Annotated in this window: 14 protein-coding genes; 10 read left to right on the top strand and 4 right to left on the bottom strand. The window is 50.9% G+C overall.

Annotation, left to right across the window (positions count from 1 at the left end):
- Positions 1–143 precede the first annotated feature (143 nt).
- On the bottom strand, positions 144–986 hold the full coding sequence (gene purU / locus ELK40_RS13180; RefSeq protein ID WP_023312104.1) for a formyltetrahydrofolate deformylase: 843 nt from the start codon (positions 984–986) through the stop codon (positions 144–146).
- 46 nt (positions 987–1032) lie between these two features.
- A complete protein-coding gene (locus ELK40_RS13175) occupies positions 1033–1491 on the bottom strand; it encodes a YchJ family protein (RefSeq protein WP_127731315.1) in 459 nt (152 codons plus the stop codon).
- Between the two features lie 114 nt (positions 1492–1605).
- On the opposite strand from ELK40_RS13175, the gene rssA reads away from it, so the two are divergent.
- The 3 genes from rssA (at position 1606) to galU (ending at position 4722) form a co-directional block, all read left to right on the top strand.
- Complete coding sequence (gene rssA, locus ELK40_RS13170) at positions 1606–2508, top strand: patatin-like phospholipase RssA (RefSeq protein WP_115875457.1); 903 nt, start codon at positions 1606–1608, stop codon at positions 2506–2508.
- A 91-nt stretch (positions 2509–2599) separates the two neighbouring features.
- Entirely contained in the window at positions 2600–3613 is a 1014-nt protein-coding gene (rssB, locus tag ELK40_RS13165) for a two-component system response regulator RssB (RefSeq protein WP_127731313.1), read from the top strand.
- Positions 3614–3813: 200 nt separating this feature from the next.
- Positions 3814–4722 carry a UTP--glucose-1-phosphate uridylyltransferase GalU gene (galU, locus tag ELK40_RS13160; RefSeq protein ID WP_008502780.1) on the top strand — a complete coding sequence of 303 codons (909 nt, stop codon included), beginning with the start codon at positions 3814–3816 and terminating at the stop codon, positions 4720–4722.
- Between the two features lie 202 nt (positions 4723–4924).
- Here the strand turns inward: galU and hns are convergent, their stop codons facing one another.
- Positions 4925–5338, bottom strand: a complete 414-nt coding sequence (gene hns / locus ELK40_RS13155) for a histone-like nucleoid-structuring protein H-NS (RefSeq protein ID WP_008502781.1) — start codon at positions 5336–5338, stop codon at positions 4925–4927.
- Positions 5339–5887: 549 nt separating this feature from the next.
- Between hns and tdk the strand changes: the two genes are divergently transcribed.
- Positions 5888–6502, top strand: a complete 615-nt coding sequence (gene tdk, locus ELK40_RS13150; protein WP_111965933.1) for a thymidine kinase — start codon at positions 5888–5890, stop codon at positions 6500–6502.
- Between the two features lie 68 nt (positions 6503–6570).
- On the opposite strand, the gene adhE is transcribed toward tdk, so the two are convergent.
- On the bottom strand, positions 6571–9249 hold the full coding sequence (gene adhE / locus ELK40_RS13145) for a bifunctional acetaldehyde-CoA/alcohol dehydrogenase (RefSeq protein WP_059446810.1): 2679 nt from the start codon (positions 9247–9249) through the stop codon (positions 6571–6573).
- Positions 9250–9727: 478 nt separating this feature from the next.
- Here adhE and ELK40_RS13140 point away from each other — a divergent pair, with 478 nt between their 5' ends.
- The 6 genes from ELK40_RS13140 (at position 9728) to oppF (ending at position 16729) form a co-directional block, all read left to right on the top strand.
- Positions 9728–10375: a YchE family NAAT transporter gene (locus ELK40_RS13140; RefSeq protein ID WP_008502784.1), complete on the top strand. Its 648-nt coding sequence runs from the start codon at positions 9728–9730 to the stop codon at positions 10373–10375.
- A gap of 770 nt (positions 10376–11145) precedes the next feature.
- Entirely contained in the window at positions 11146–12777 is a 1632-nt protein-coding gene (gene oppA / locus ELK40_RS13135) for an oligopeptide ABC transporter substrate-binding protein OppA (RefSeq protein WP_008502785.1), read from the top strand.
- Between the two features lie 84 nt (positions 12778–12861).
- Positions 12862–13782, top strand: a complete 921-nt coding sequence (gene oppB / locus ELK40_RS13130; protein WP_008502786.1) for an oligopeptide ABC transporter permease OppB — start codon at positions 12862–12864, stop codon at positions 13780–13782.
- Positions 13783–13794: 12 nt separating this feature from the next.
- Complete coding sequence (gene oppC / locus ELK40_RS13125; RefSeq protein ID WP_008502787.1) at positions 13795–14703, top strand: oligopeptide ABC transporter permease OppC; 909 nt, start codon at positions 13795–13797, stop codon at positions 14701–14703.
- An 11-nt stretch (positions 14704–14714) separates the two neighbouring features.
- Positions 14715–15728: an ABC transporter ATP-binding protein gene (locus ELK40_RS13120; RefSeq protein ID WP_045404931.1), complete on the top strand. Its 1014-nt coding sequence runs from the start codon at positions 14715–14717 to the stop codon at positions 15726–15728.
- Complete coding sequence (gene oppF / locus ELK40_RS13115; protein WP_045404928.1) at positions 15725–16729, top strand: murein tripeptide/oligopeptide ABC transporter ATP-binding protein OppF; 1005 nt, start codon at positions 15725–15727, stop codon at positions 16727–16729. Before ELK40_RS13120 ends, oppF begins: the two co-directional genes overlap by 4 nt.
- The last annotated feature ends 3 nt before the right edge of the window (positions 16730–16732 follow it).

The following is a 16732-nucleotide window of genomic DNA, read 5'->3' as shown; positions in this document are numbered from 1 at the left end:
TTTACTGGCCTGCTTCCTGCTGGAAGCGGGGCGCATCATATCAAATGAGACGCCCCTGTAAAGCATTCCTTTAGAGAAATGAAGCTGTTTGCCTGCTTTTTATCCGTAAAGGCGCAAAGCTAATCAATTCATTTTCCGAAAGATTAAAGAATGATGGTTCTGTTGCCGTAAACGAAGACACGCTGTGCCAGCACCTGATACAGCGCGCGGCTTAACACATTCTTCTCAACGTCACGCCCTGCACGCATCATGTCCTCAGCGGTGTAAGTGTGATCAACATGAATCACGTCCTGCATGATGATGGGACCTTCGTCCAGGTTGTCATTCACGTAGTGGGCTGTCGCGCCAATAATCTTCACGCCACGCTCGTACGCCTGGTGGTATGGACGCGCACCAATAAAGGCCGGCAGGAACGAGTGGTGAATGTTGATGATCTTGTTCGGGAAACGCGCCACGAAAGATGGCGTTAACACGCGCATGTATTTCGCCAGCACCACGTAGTCCGGGTTATGCGCTTCAATGGCCTGGGCCATCAAATCGTCGTGTTCTTCACGCGTATGGCCTTCGTGGCTGACCAGCTCGAACGGAATATCAAAGCGTTCGACCAGCGTGCGCAGCGTCTCGTGGTTGCCAATAACGGCAGCAATTTCGACGTCCAGACCGCCGTAGTTTGCTTTCATCAGCAGGTCGCCAAGACAGTGTGCTTCTTTGGTCACCAGGATCACGATGCGGCGTCGACCGGCTGGGGTCAGTTCGCGCACGGAACCCTCCGGAAGCGCGCTGTCCAGATCGGCCAGCAGAGTGGTGTCGTTGAAAATACCTTCCAGTTCGGTACGCATAAAGAAGCGGCCGGTACGGTGGTCAACGAACTCGTTGTTCTGCACGATATTCAGTTCATGTTTATAGCAAATGTTGGTAATTCGTGCGATCAGCCCTTTTTGATCGGGACAGATGGTGCGCAGAACTTTACGTTGTAATGATTGCATCGCCGGGAAATCCTGTTTGTATTTGCGAAGTCTGGGTTGTCAGGCATTACTGCCCGCAACACTTTTTAAATTTTTTACCTGAACCACACGGGCAGGGATCGTTACGACCAAACTGTGGGCGCGTTCCGTCAATATAATACCACTGCCCGCTTTCCTTTAAGAACCGGGAACGTTCGATAATGGCCCCCGGTTTATTATTCTCGTTAAAACGGGCTACAAAGCTGACGTAACCTTCATCAACATGACTGCCTGGAGATGATTCATAGACGGTGAGGCCGAGCCACTGCGTGTTCGCGAAGCCGGCTTCGATGTCCTTTCTGAATTCGGCAGCGTGGCAGGAGGGATGCCAGGTTTTAATCAGGTAGTCTGCGTCTTTGATCACAAAAGCAGTGTAACGTGAACGCATGAGGTGTGACGGGTCTGGTGCAACCTGATCGCCAGACAGATATCGCTGGCAACATAGGCTATACTCCAGAGCGCTACCACAAGGGCAGAGTTGAGACACGATTCTCTTCCTGGAACAAAAAATAAAGGCGTAAAACGCTTCGGGTAGCACTATGTTAACTGAGCTGTTGCGTTGACGCTATGTCAGGAATCCAGGGGAAGTAAAACAGGGCTAATGAGAAAGGTTAAAATTGGACTGGCGCTGGGCTCAGGTGCAGCCCGGGGATGGTCACACATCGGCGTGATTAATGCCTTAAACAAGATGGGCATTGACGTAGATATTGTCGCAGGGTGTTCTATCGGGTCGCTTGTCGGATCCGCTTACGCGTGCGGAAAGCTTACGGAACTCGAGACCTGGGTGCGTTCCTTCAGCTACTGGGACGTGCTGCGTCTGATGGACCTCTCCTGGCAGCGTGGTGGACTGTTGCGCGGCGAACGCGTTTTTAACCAGTTCCGCCAGGTTATGCCTCTCGAAGACTTCACTGATTGTCAGATGCCTTTTGGCGCCGTCGCGACGAACCTCAGTACAGGACGCGAACTCTGGCTAACCGAAGGGGATATCCATCTTGCCGTGCGCGCCTCCTGCAGTATGCCGGGACTCATGGCGCCTGTCCCACACAACGGTTACTGGCTTGTCGATGGTGGCGTCGTTAACCCGGTTCCCATCTCTCTGACCCGTGCAATGGGGGCTGACATCGTAATTGCCGTCGATCTGCAGCACGATGCCCACCTGATGCAACAGGATCTCATGCCGGTCAATCTGCAGAGCGAAGATGCTGAGGGCGAGAAACTTGCCTGGCACGAGCGCCTGCGCGGCAGAATCGGGCGTATGGCCGCGCGACGCTCGGTTACCGCGCCGACGGCGATAGAAATCATGACCACGTCAATACAGGTACTCGAGAATCGCCTTAAACGTAACCGTATGGCAGGCGACCCTCCGGATATCCTTATTCAGCCGTACTGTCCGCAAATCTCTACTCTTGATTTCCATCGGGCTGAGGCCGCCATCGCAGCGGGCTCGTTAGCCGTCGAAAAGAAAATAGACGAATTGTTGCCTTTTGTGCAGACCGCACGTTAAGCACCTTTTTTTGACTACTTCAGCAAAATCTGACAGGCGATAGTGCCGATCGCATGCCACTATTTAGTTACTGTCAGCCAGGGGAGGAACCATGACGCAGCCATTGGCCGGAAAACACATTTTGATTGTTGAAGACGAGCCCGTTTTCCGATCGCTACTGGATTCGTGGTTATCCTCGCTGGGCGCAATGACGTCACTGGCTGAAGATGGCATCGACGCCCTGGAAAAAATGATCGGCATTACGCCCGATTTGATGATTTGCGACATAGCGATGCCGCGCATGAATGGACTGAAGCTGGTTGAACATCTGCGTAACGAAGGTAACCAGACGCCGATTCTGGTGATCTCGGCCACAGAGAATATGGCGGATATTGCCAAAGCATTACGTCTTGGCGTCCAGGATATTCTGCTTAAACCGGTCAAGGATCTGAACCGGCTGCGTGAAACGGTCCTGGCGTGCCTTTATCCCAATATGTTTAATTCCCGGGTAGAGGAAGAGGAACGTCTTTTCCAGGACTGGGATGCCCTGGTGAGTAATCCGCCTGCTGCGGCAAAACTATTGCAAGAGCTCCAGCCGCCTGTACAGCAAACTATTTCACACTGTCGCGTAAATTATCGCCAGCTGGTAGCGGCTGACCAGCCCGGACTGGTGCTGGATATCGCACCTTTATCTGATACCGACCTTGCGTTTTATTCTCTGGATGTCACCCGGGCAGGGGATAACGGTGTATTAGCCGCGTTACTTCTTCGCGCGCTATTTAATGGTTTGTTGCAGGAACAGTTATCGCATCAGGGACAACGGCTACCGGAGTTAGGCAGTTTACTCAAACAAGTAAACCAGCTTTTTCGTCAGGCCAATTTACCTGGACAGTTCCCGCTGCTGGTCGGCTATTACCACAGCGGTTTAAAAAATCTGATCCTCGTCTCAGCAGGTCTCAACGCTTCACTGAATACCGGTGAACATCATATTCAGGTGAGTAACGGCGTGCCGCTTGGGACATTGGGAACGGCTTATCTTAATCAAATTAGCCACCGCTGTTCCTCCTGGCAGTGCCAAATTTGGGGCGCCGGGGGACGGCTACGCTTAATGTTGTCCACGGAATAAGCAGTTGGATCTTAATTTTAAGATTGCTTTACCTGTGTTTTACGGGGAGTGCTACTATCGCTGCCCAGATTCATGCGTATTTGTCCTAATTGATCGGCAACGCGTTCTTTTCAGACCCGGACTGCGGGGCGAGGCTGATATACTCAACGCGTTATTTATTGCATAAAAGTTCAAAACTTGAACAGCTCAGGAGAATTTGAATGGCTGCCCTAAATTCGAAAGTCAGAAAGGCCGTTATCCCGGTAGCGGGATTGGGGACCAGGATGTTACCAGCAACTAAGGCGATTCCTAAAGAGATGCTGCCTCTGGTTGATAAGCCATTAATCCAGTATGTCGTTAATGAATGTATCGCAGCCGGCATCACTGAAATTGTGCTGGTTACGCATTCATCTAAAAACTCTATCGAAAACCATTTCGATACAAGCTTTGAACTTGAAGCCATGCTGGAAAAGCGTGTTAAGCGTCAGCTGTTAGAAGAAGTTCAATCTATTTGCCCTCCACACGTCACCATTATGCAGGTTCGTCAGGGCCTGGCTAAAGGTCTGGGCCACGCTGTTATGTGTGCGCATCCTGTTGTAGGTGATGAGCCTGTAGCGGTAATTCTGCCCGACGTAATTCTGGACGAATACGAATCCGATCTTTCTCAGGATAACCTGGCTGAAATGATCAAACGTTTCGACGAAACCGGCAGTAGCCAGATTATGGTTGAGCCTGTTGAAGACGTAACGGCATACGGTGTGGTTGACTGCAAAGGCGTTAACCTTGAGCCGGGCGAAAGTGTGCCAATGGTTGGTGTCGTAGAGAAGCCTAAAGCCGACGTAGCGCCTTCAAACCTTGCCGTTGTAGGTCGCTATGTCCTGAGTGCTGAAATCTGGCCTCTGCTGGCTAAAACGCCTCCAGGCGCGGGTGATGAGATCCAGCTGACGGATGCCATCGATATGCTGATCGAGAAAGAGACCGTTGAGGCCTACCATATGAAAGGTAAGAGCCATGACTGCGGTAATAAGCTCGGTTATATGCAGGCGTTTGTTGAATATGGTATCCGCCACAATACCCTTGGTGAAGAATTTAAAACCTGGCTCAAAGAGAGCGTAGGTATTAAGAAATAAGCCACGGTTGTAAATGTTCGAAACCGGTGAGGCATTGCCCACCGGTTTTTTTATGCCCATAACACTCCCAAAAACCTGTCTGAAAGTACAGTCGATGAAATTGCTAAATAATGCTTTATGACAGAGTGTAAGAGGATGTATGCGACAAATTTAGGTTAAAAAAAATCCCGCAATATGCGGGATTTTTCTGAATATGGCTCGATTAATCCTTGATCAGGAAGTCGTCCAGCTGTTTACCCTGCTCATCCATCGCTTTCTTGATTACAGCAGGAGTACGACCCTGGCCAGTCCAGGTTTTAGTTTCGCCGTTCTCGTCAACGTAGCTATATTTAGCAGGACGTGCCGCACGCTTGGCTTTAGTACCGGTTTTAGCGGCAGCCATGCTGTTTAGCAATTCATTTGGATCGATACCATCAGCAATCAGCATTTCACGATATTGCTGCAGTTTACGAGTACGCTCTTCGATTTCAGCCGCTGCAGCGCTTTCTTCTTCGCGACGTTCATTAACTACAACTTCTAATTTTTCCAGCATTTCTTCAAGCGTTTCGAGGGTGCATTCTCTTGCCTGCGCACGAAGAGTACGGATGTTGTTCAGAATTTTAAGTGCTTCGCTCATTGTAGTAATCTCAAACTTATAATGGGGGGTGGTTTGTTGACCTAATAATAGAGCCATAAATTCAGTTGTGCAATAGCCAGGAATGTAAGGAATTCAAAAAATACTAAATAATGGCGCTATTATTAATTACGCTAACTTAAATTTCACCACCCAGCAGTCTCGGTTGTTATCACCGGAAGCTGCTTAACCCGGTCGATTGTGTCTTTTTTTTGTGACATTTCCCGCAGGAATTATAGTTGCGGCGGAGAAATATCAGCCTTTTGTATTAGTTCCCCTCCGTGATGTTAAGACTGAAATAGTTAATAAATAGTGAATTTTAATGAACGGGGATTCCACTATAAAAAGCAGTGTTATGTTTTGCTGAACATATAACATATTGGCCGAGGAGGGGGCGTTTACTACATGTTTTAACGGGTTATTTTCATGAAAAGAAGGTTGTAAACTCCGCGCTGAAACGCTTCCCCTGTGTGCTACATCGCTGATGACCAGACAAAATATGGTACAATGACTCATCGGGAATATTACACATTGATTAGGGTTTTACGGCCAATGGCACAACTTTATTTCTACTATTCGGCAATGAATGCCGGGAAATCCACCGCGTTGCTGCAATCCTCGTACAATTACCAGGAGCGCGGGATGCGTACCGTTGTTTATACGGCTGAAATTGACGATCGCTTTGGCGCAGGTAAGGTGAGCTCAAGAATAGGACTCTCGTCGCCTGCGAGGCTTTTTAACCCGAAAACCGATCTGTTTGAAGACATTCATGCAGAACATGCTGCGCAGCCGATTCACTGTGTCTTGGTCGATGAGAGCCAGTTTCTGACGCGTGAACAGGTATATGCCCTGTCAGAAGTGGTCGATGAGCTTGATATCCCCGTTCTTTGTTACGGTCTGCGCACGGATTTTCGCGGTGAGCTCTTTGCCGGGAGTCAGTATTTGCTTGCCTGGTCGGATAAACTTGTTGAATTGAAAACAATCTGCTTCTGCGGTCGCAAAGCCAGTATGGTGCTTCGTCTTGACCAGGCCGGTAAACCTTATGCAGATGGTGAGCAGGTGGTGATAGGCGGTAATGAACGCTATGTTTCGGTCTGCCGTAAGCATTATAAAGAAGCGTTGTCTGTAGGCTCGCTGACGGCGATTCAGCACGACAACAGAAAATAATGTCAGTCTTGTTATTCAGACATAAAAAAACCCGCCAATAAGGCGGGTTTTTCATCTGCTGCTGTCAATTAAGCGCTTTTCTTCGCTTTCTTGTCAGCTTTGATGACAGGAACTTCTGTTTTCACAGCGGCAACATCACCTTCTTTGAACTCACGACCATAGTAGGTATCCAGCAGAATCTGTTTCAGCTCGGAGATCAGTGGGTAGCGCGGGTTAGCACCAGTACACTGGTCATCGAAGGCATCTTCAGACAGCTTATCTACATGAGCGAGGAAGTCAGCTTCCTGAACGCCTGCTTCACGGATAGATTTAGGAATACCCAGCTCAGCTTTCAGGCTTTCCAGCCATGCCAGCAGTTTCTCAATCTTCGCAGCAGTACGGTCGCCCGGTGCGCTCAGACCAAGGTGGTCAGCGATTTCAGCATAGCGACGACGTGCTTGTGGACGGTCGTACTGGCTGAAAGCAGTCTGTTTAGTTGGGTTGTCGTTAGCGTTATAACGGATAACGTTGCTGATCAACAGGGCGTTCGCCAGACCGTGAGGAATGTGGAACTGTGAGCCCAGTTTGTGCGCCATTGAGTGGCAAACACCCAGGAAGGCGTTGGCAAACGCGATACCGGCGATGGTTGCTGCGCTGTGAACGCGTTCACGTGCTACCGGGTTTTTAGACCCTTCATTGTAGGACGCTGGCAGGTTTTCTTTCAGCAGTTTCAGAGCCTGCAGAGCCTGACCGTCAGAGAACTCAGATGCCAGTACAGAAACGTAGGCTTCCAGGGCGTGAGTTACCGCATCCAGACCACCGAACGCACACAGTGACTTAGGCATTTCCATGACCAGGTTTGCATCAACGATAGCCATGTCTGGGGTCAGCGCGTAGTCAGCCAGCGGGTATTTCTGACCTGTCGCATCGTCTGTTACTACCGCAAATGGTGTAACTTCTGAACCGGTACCGGAAGTAGTGGTTACCGCGATCATTTTGGCTTTTACGCCCATTTTCGGGAACTTGTAGATACGTTTACGGATATCCATAAAGCGCAGCGCCAGTTCTTCGAAGTGGGTTTCAGGGTGCTCGTACATGACCCACATAATTTTCGCGGCATCCATTGGGGAACCACCGCCCAGTGCGATAATCACATCTGGTTTGAAGGAGTTAGCCAGCTCAGCACCTTTACGTACAACGCTCAGGGTAGGGTCAGCTTCAACTTCAAAGAACACTTCAGTTTCAACGCCAGCCGCTTTCAGCACAGAGGTAATCTGGTCAGCGTAGCCGTTGTTGAACAGGAAACGGTCAGTCACGATGAGCGCACGTTTGTGGCCATCAGTAATCACTTCATCCAGCGCGATTGGCAGCGAGCCACGGCGGAAGTAGATAGATTTCGGAAGTTTGTGCCACAACATGTTTTCAGCTCGCTTAGCAACGGTTTTCTTGTTGATCAGGTGTTTTGGACCAACGTTTTCAGAGATGGAGTTACCACCCCAGGAACCACAACCCAGAGTCAGGGAAGGTGCGAGTTTGAAGTTGTAAAGGTCACCGATACCACCCTGGGAAGCAGGGGTGTTGATCAGGATACGCGCAGTTTTCATCATCTGACCGAAGTGAGCGACGCGTTCTGGCTGGTTATCCTGGTCGGTGTACAGGCAAGACGTGTGACCGATACCGCCCATGGCAACCAGCTTCTCAGCTTTCTCTACCGCGTCTTCGAAATCTTTCGCACGGTACATGGCTAGCGTAGGAGACAGTTTTTCGTGTGCAAACGGCTCGCTCTCGTCGACAACTTTCACTTCACCGATCAGGATTTTGGTTGTAGCCGGGACGGTAAAGCCTGCAAGTTCAGCGATTTTGTACGCTGGCTGACCCACGATAGCGGCGTTCAGCGCGCCATTTTTCAGGATAATGTCCTGAACTGCTTTCAGCTCTTTGCCCTGCAGCAGGTAGCCGCCGTGGCTGGCGAAACGTTCACGAACGGCGTCGTAAACAGAGTCTACGACAACAACAGACTGTTCAGATGCACAGATAACGCCGTTATCGAAGGTTTTAGACATCAGTACAGACGCAACGGCACGTTTGATGTCAGCGGTTTCGTCGATAACAACAGGGGTGTTACCGGCGCCAACACCGATCGCTGGTTTACCGGAGCTGTATGCGGCTTTAACCATGCCAGGACCACCGGTCGCCAGGATCAGGTTAATGTCCGGGTGATGCATCAGCGCATTGGAGAGCTCAACGGAAGGTTGGTCGATCCAGCCAATCAGATCTTTTGGTGCACCAGCAGCGATCGCCGCCTGAAGGACGATATCCGCAGCTTTGTTAGTCGCATCTTTCGCACGTGGATGTGGAGAGAAGATGATTGCGTTACGGGTCTTCAGGCTAATCAGTGATTTGAAGATAGCAGTAGACGTTGGGTTAGTGGTCGGAACGATACCGCAGATGATGCCGATAGGTTCAGCGATGGTGATGGTACCGAAGGTGTCGTCTTCGGACAGCACGCCACAGGTTTTCTCATCTTTATAGGCGTTGTAGATATACTCGGAAGCGAAGTGGTTTTTAATCACTTTATCTTCCACGATACCCATGCCGGATTCGGCAACGGCCATTTTAGCGAGAGGGATTCGAGCATCTGCAGCAGCCAGTGCGGCCGCGCGGAAGATTTTATCAACCTGTTCTTGGGTGAAATTGGCATATTCACGCTGGGCTTTTTTAACGCGCTCGACGAGGGCGTTCAGTTCAGCGATATTAGTAACAGCCATAATGCTCTCCTGATAATGTTTAAACTCTTTTAGTAAACCAGCGCTCGATACGTCACACAGTATAGACAGAGCCGATACGACTTGCGTAACACAAAGTAAAACAAAGAGTTACTTTCTGCGTCAGCACACTAATTTACTAAAAGAGCCTTACCTTAGCATCATCCCTTTTTGTCAGGTGACCTCCCTGGGGGTGTAACCAAGATTACTCACTTCTGAGTACTGAAATCATGATCTGTGTCAATTTTTCCCCAAGCTGATACCTTTCAGCAGGGTTATTTCTTTGAGATTTTTCCAGTGTTAAATAATTAAGTAAGTATTGGAAGCAACGCTATCATTGATTATACATATGTTTAACATCCTGAAATGATAACGTTTTGGTACAGATTTCAAGTGAAGTATGCTGATAAAAAGGGTATCTTCAGCGCGATTTCTCACGACAAATTGTCAGTCCCGGGCATGTGTATAAGCGGAGCAAAACGTGATCCAAACGCTCTTTGATTTTCCAACGTATTTTAAATTTTTTATTGGTTTGTTTGCCCTGGTCAACCCGGTGGGGATCATTCCTGTCTTCATTAGTATGACGAGTTACCAGACGGCGGCGGCCAGGAACAAGACCAACCTTACCGCTAACCTGTCGGTAGCTATCATATTGCTGACCTCCCTTTTTCTCGGAGACACGATTCTTCAACTGTTCGGGATTTCAATCGATTCTTTCCGTATTGCGGGTGGGATCCTGGTGGTAACCATCGCTATGTCCATGATCAGCGGTAAGCTCGGCGAGGATAAGCAGAACAAGCAGGAGAAGTCAGAAACTGCCATCCGCGAAAGTATTGGCGTGGTGCCACTGGCCTTACCGCTCATGGCCGGTCCTGGTGCCATCAGTTCAACCATTGTCTGGGGGACGCGTTACCATAGCCTGATGCACCTGATCGGTTTTTCCGTCGCAATTGCCATTTTTGCGCTCTGTTGTTGGGGAGTGTTCCGCATGGCGCCCTGGCTTGTACGCCTGTTGGGGCAGACGGGAATTAACGTCATAACGCGTATCATGGGCCTGCTGTTGATGGCGTTAGGGATTGAATTTATCGTGACGGGAATTAAAAGCATTTTCCCCGGTTTGCTGCACTGATATTTCGTATGAAAGAACGGAGCAACGGCTCCGTTTTTTTACGTCATTATCAGTAAATCCTATAACTAAAGTTGAAATGCTCACATATCATAATAAATTCTACTAATAATGTTCATTGCTTGTATTTCAACAAGTTATTAATCCCCCTAAAACCCGCCTGCACAGAAAATCTTCGATCGCTCTGTTATTTTACTCACATGATACTCTGGGGCTTGCTGAGAGATAACCGAAATGATATTAGTAATTTCAACATTCCCCTAGATGAATGTGCTAAATAATAACCAGTTGTTAAATTTTTGTACAAAATCACTCGATGATAGCGCAGCGACGCGCTTGTAGAGAAAATTTTCTCTATCCTATTGAATGTCATGTTTTTTTAGTGATGTTTGATGTCCGGCAAGGCTGCCCTCAACGATACGGCACTCACCGTAAAAGAGAATTGCTTAACAAATTTGCAAAATGTATTGGCGCACGTTTACGCCATTTGATACTTTCCGGCCTAATATTTTGCAGCATAAAACAAGCAGATGAGAATTATTTTCATATGGTTCTCATCTCAGATATCCAGCCCAGGCCTCAAACAGGGGAGGCCTGTAAAGAATCGACGCAAGACGGCCATACGAGCGGTCAGTAATAAAAAAGTCGGTGATAGCAAGCAGTAAAAGAAGAACCTGACAGCAGCAAAAAAAACTCCTGCGCTGTACAGGCCCCAACAGGGGATTACACAGCTGGCGAAGGCCAGTCATTATAATGAGTGGAGTACCAACACAATGTCCATCATCACAAAAAAAAATCTGGTAGCGGCGGGGATTTTAACTGCGCTAATCGCGGGCAACGCTGCAATGGCTGCGGACGTTCCTGCAGGTGTTCAACTGGCTGAGAAACAGACGCTGGTGCGTAACAACGGTGCGGAAGTTCAGTCTCTTGATCCGCACAAAATTGAAGGTGTTCCTGAGTCTAACGTTAACCGCGACCTGTTCGAAGGCCTGCTGGTGACAGACGTAGACGGCCACCCGGCACCGGGTGTCGCAGAAAAATGGGAAAACAAAGATTTCAAAGTCTGGACCTTCCATCTGCGCAAGGATGCGAAATGGTCCGACGGTACGCCGGTCACGGCTGAAGATTTCGTTTATAGCTGGCAGCGTCTGGCGAATCCTACAACCGCCTCTCCGTATGCGAGCTACCTGCAATATGGCCACATCGCCAATATTGATGACATCATCGCGGGCAAAAAACCAATCACCGATCTGGGCGTTAAAGCGATCGATGCCAATACCTTCGAAGTGACGTTGAGCGAACCTGTTCCGTACTTCTATAAGCTGCTGGTTCACCCGTCCGTCTCCCCGGTACCAAAATCTGCCGTGGAAAAATTTGGTGAGAAATGGACCCAGCCTGCCAATATCGTGACCAACGGTGCCTATAAGCTGAAAGACTGGGTGGTCAACGAGCGTATGGTGCTTGAGCGTAACCCGCAATACTGGGACAACGCTAAAACCGTTATTAATCAGGTGACCTACCTGCCAATTTCGTCCGAAGTGACTGACGTTAACCGCTACCGCAGCGGTGAAATCGACATGACCTATAACAACATGCCGATTGAGCTGTTCCAGAAACTGAAGAAAGAGATCCCTAAAGAAGTTCACGTCGATCCGTACCTGTGCACCTATTACTATGAAATCAACAACCAGAAAGCACCGTTTACCGACGTACGTGTTCGTACCGCGCTGAAGCTGGCACTGGATCGCGATATCATCGTCAACAAAGTGAAAAACCAGGGCGATCTGCCTGCGTACAGCTATACCCCTCCATACACCGATGGCGCAAAACTGACCGAGCCAGACTGGTTCAAACAGACTCAGGAACAGCGTAACGCAGAAGCGAAGAAACTGCTGGCCGAAGCGGGCTACACCGCAGATAAGCCGCTAACCTTCAGCCTCTTGTACAACACCTCCGATCTGCACAAAAAACTGGCTATCGCCGTCGCCTCGATCTGGAAAAAGAACCTGGGCGCGAACGTGAAGCTGGAGAACCAGGAGTGGAAGACCTTCCTCGACAGCCGTCATCAGGGCACCTTTGACGTGGCGCGTGCTGGCTGGTGTGCGGACTATAACGAACCGACCTCCTTCCTGAACACCATGCTGAGTGACAGCTCAAACAACACCGCGCACTATAAGAGCCCGGCGTTTGACAAGCTGATCGCCGACACGCTGAAAACCACTGACGAAGCACAGCGTACTGAACTGTACTCTAAAGCCGAGCAGCAGCTGGATAAAGATTCCGCGATCGTTCCGGTTTACTACTACGTTAACGCCCGTCTGGTGAAACCGTGGGTAGGTGGGTACACCGGTAAAGACCCGATGGATAATATCTACGTTAAAAACTTGTATATTATCAAGCATTAATGGCAATGAGTGGGGCGGGCGTGCTCGCCCCACGGTGTCTAACCAACGTCACATTATATAGGCACACGCCAGAAGGTACGGGCAATGTTGAAATTTATCCTACGTCGCTGTCTTGAAGCGATTCCAACGCTATTTATTCTCATCACGATTTCCTTCTTCATGATGCGCCTCGCGCCGGGAAGTCCATTTACCGGTGAGCGTACGCTGCCGCCAGAAGTCATGGCGAATATCGAAGCGAAATACCACTTAAACGATCCTATCTCTACCCAGTACTTCAATTACCTGAAGCAGCTGGCCCACGGTGATTTTGGACCGTCATTTAAATATAAAGACTATTCCGTTAACGACCTGGTGGCCTCCAGCTTCCCGGTTTCAGCGAAATTGGGTGCTGCGGCATTCATTCTGGCGATCGTTTTCGGGGTCACCGCAGGCGTTATCGCCGCGCTCAGACAAAATACCAAATGGGATTATGCCGTAATGGGGGTGGCGATGACCGGGGTAGTCATACCCAGCTTCGTTGTTGCGCCATTACTGGTGATGATATTTGCCATTACGCTGAAGTGGCTGCCTGGCGGCGGCTGGAACGGCGGGGCATTGAAGTTCATGATATTGCCGATGGTGGCATTATCTCTGGCGTACATCGCCAGTATCGCGCGTATCACCCGTGGTTCAATGATCGAAGTGCTGCACTCGAACTTCATTCGTACCGCGCGTGCTAAAGGGCTGCCGATGCGTCGGATTATCTTCCGCCACGCGCTTAAGCCGGCACTGTTGCCCGTGCTCTCCTACATGGGACCGGCATTCGTCGGGATCATTACCGGCTCGATGGTTATCGAAACAATTTACGGCCTGCCGGGCATCGGCCAGCTGTTTGTTAACGGCGCGCTTAACCGCGACTATTCGCTGGTACTGAGCCTGACTATTCTCGTCGGTGCGCTGACCATTCTCTTTAACGCTATCGTTGATGTCCTGTACGCCGTCATCGACCCGAAAATCCGTTACTAACTGGAGCACGCCATGATGTTGAGTAAGAAAAACAGCGAGGCGCTGGAAAACTTCAGTGAAAAACTGGAAGTGGAAGGTCGTAGCCTCTGGCAGGACGCGCGCCGTCGCTTTATGCACAACCGCGCGGCGGTTGCGAGTCTGGTGGTTCTGGTGATCATCGCGCTGTTTGTGACCCTGGCGCCGATGCTGTCGCAATTTACCTATTTCGACACCGACTGGGGCATGATGTCCAGCGCGCCGGATATGGAATCAGGCCACTATTTTGGCACGGATTCATCCGGACGCGATCTGCTGGTGCGTGTCGCTATCGGTGGCCGTATCTCTCTGATGGTCGGTATTGCTGCCGCTCTGGTGGCGGTGATCGTGGGGACGCTCTATGGCTCTCTGTCCGGCTACCTTGGCGGCAAAGTGGACTCGGTGATGATGCGTCTGCTGGAAATCCTGAACTCCTTCCCGTTTATGTTCTTCGTCATCCTGCTGGTGACCTTCTTTGGTCAGAATATCCTGCTGATCTTCGTGGCCATCGGGATGGTTTCCTGGTTGGATATGGCGCGTATTGTTCGCGGCCAGACGCTGAGCCTCAAACGCAAAGAGTTTATCGAAGCGGCGCAGGTAGGCGGTGTCTCTACCGGGAATATCGTGGTTCGCCATATCGTTCCTAACGTGCTGGGCGTGGTGGTGGTCTATGCCTCGCTGCTGGTGCCAAGCATGATCCTGTTTGAATCTTTCCTGAGCTTCCTGGGTCTCGGTACACAAGAGCCGCTGAGCAGCTGGGGCGCGCTGCTCAGCGATGGCGCAAACTCAATGGAAGTGTCTCCGTGGCTGCTGCTTTATCCGGCGGGTTTCCTGGTCGTTACCCTGTTTTGTTTTAACTTTATCGGCGATGGCCTGCGTGATGCCCTCGACCCGAAAGACCGTTAAGGAGCGCCGTCATGACAATTATTGAAACGGCAACCGCGCCACAGGCGCAGCAGCGGAGCGACCTTCTGCTGGACGTAAAAGATCTTCGCGTCACCTTTAAGACTCCGGACGGGGATGTCACCGCCGTGAACGATCTCAACTTCAACCTGCGCGCGGGTGAAACGCTCGGCATCGTCGGTGAATCCGGTTCCGGGAAATCTCAGACCGCCTTTGCGTTAATGGGCCTGCTGGCTGCTAACGGCGTGATTGGGGGCTCCGCGAAATTCAACGGTCGTGAAATCCTTAACCTGCCGGAGCACGAGCTGAACAAGCTGCGCGCCGAACAGATCTCGATGATTTTCCAGGATCCGATGACTTCGCTGAACCCGTACATGCGCGTTGGTGAGCAGCTGATGGAAGTCCTGATGCTACACAAAGGTCTGGGCAAAGCCGAAGCCTTTGAAGAGTCGGTCAAAATGCTCGATGCGGTGAAAATGCCGGAGGCACGCAAGCGCATGCGCATGTTCCCGCACGAGTTCTCTGGCGGTATGCGTCAGCGCGTGATGATTGCGATGGCGCTGCTCTGCCGGCCTAAGCTGCTGATTGCCGACGAACCTACTACCGCGCTGGACGTTACCGTTCAGGCGCAAATCATGACCCTGTTGAACGAGCTGAAGCGTGAGTTCAACACGGCGATTATCATGATTACCCACGACCTGGGCGTGGTGGCGGGCATCTGTGACAAAGTGCTGGTAATGTACGCCGGGCGAACGATGGAATATGGCAAAGCGCGCGATGTCTTCTATCAGCCAGCTCACCCGTACTCCATTGGCCTGCTGAACGCGGTGCCGCGTCTTGATGCGGAAGGGGAATCCCTGCTCACCATTCCTGGCAACCCGCCAAACTTGCTGCGCCTGCCGAAAGGCTGTCCGTTCCAGCCGCGCTGCCCGCACGCGATGGAAATCTGTAACAGCGCTCCGCCGCTGGAAGAGTTTGCACCAGGCCGTCTGCGCGCCTGCTTTAAGCCGCAGGAGGAACTGGTATGAACGCATTAGATGAAAAACGCAACGTGCTGCTCGAAATTGCTGACCTTAAGGTGCATTTCGACATTAAAGACGGAAAACAGTGGTTCTGGCAGCCGTCGAAGACCCTGAAAGCGGTGGATGGCGTTACGCTGCGCCTGTACGAAGGGGAAACTCTGGGCGTGGTCGGAGAGTCCGGCTGCGGTAAATCGACCTTTGCGCGCGCCATTATCGGTCTGGTAAAAGCGACCGACGGCAAAGTGGCCTGGCTGGGTAAAGATCTGCTGGGCATGAAACCCGACGAGTGGCGCGAGGTGCGCAGCGATATCCAGATGATTTTCCAGGATCCGCTGGCATCCCTTAACCCGCGTATGACCATCGGCGAGATTATTGCCGAGCCGCTGCGGACCTATCATCCGAAGATGTCTCGTCAGGAAGTGCGCGATCGCGTTAAGGCGATGATGATGAAAGTCGGCCTGTTGCCTAACCTCATCAACCGCTACCCGCACGAATTCTCCGGCGGCCAGTGCCAGCGTATTGGTATCGCCCGTGCGCTGATCCTCGAACCGAAGCTGATTATCTGCGACGAGCCGGTTTCCGCGCTGGACGTGTCCATTCAGGCACAGGTGGTTAACCTGCTGCAGAAGCTGCAGCGTGAAATGGGGCTGTCGCTGATCTTCATCGCGCATGACCTGGCCGTAGTGAAACACATTTCAGACCGCGTGCTGGTGATGTATTTGGGTCACGCCGTGGAGCTGGGTACCTATGACGAGGTGTACCACAATCCGCTGCACCCTTACACCAAAGCGCTGATGTCCGCTGTGCCAATCCCCGATCCGGATCTGGAAAAGAATAAGACCATCCAGCTGCTGGAAGGTGAATTGCCCTCACCGATTAACCCACCGTCGGGCTGCGTCTTCCGCACGCGCTGCCCAATGGCCGGGCCGGAATGTGCGAAAACGCGTCCAGTTCTGGAAGGCAGTTTCCGACATGCGGTTTCCTGCCTGAAAGTAGACCCGTTATAATCG

Origin of the sequence: Enterobacter sp. N18-03635 (assembly GCF_004006055.1) — a bacterium.
In the GTDB taxonomy this organism is placed as follows: Bacteria; Pseudomonadota; Gammaproteobacteria; order Enterobacterales; family Enterobacteriaceae; genus Enterobacter; species Enterobacter vonholyi.
Note: the sequence above shows the minus strand (reverse complement) of the source record. Positions and strands in the feature narration are given on the sequence as shown.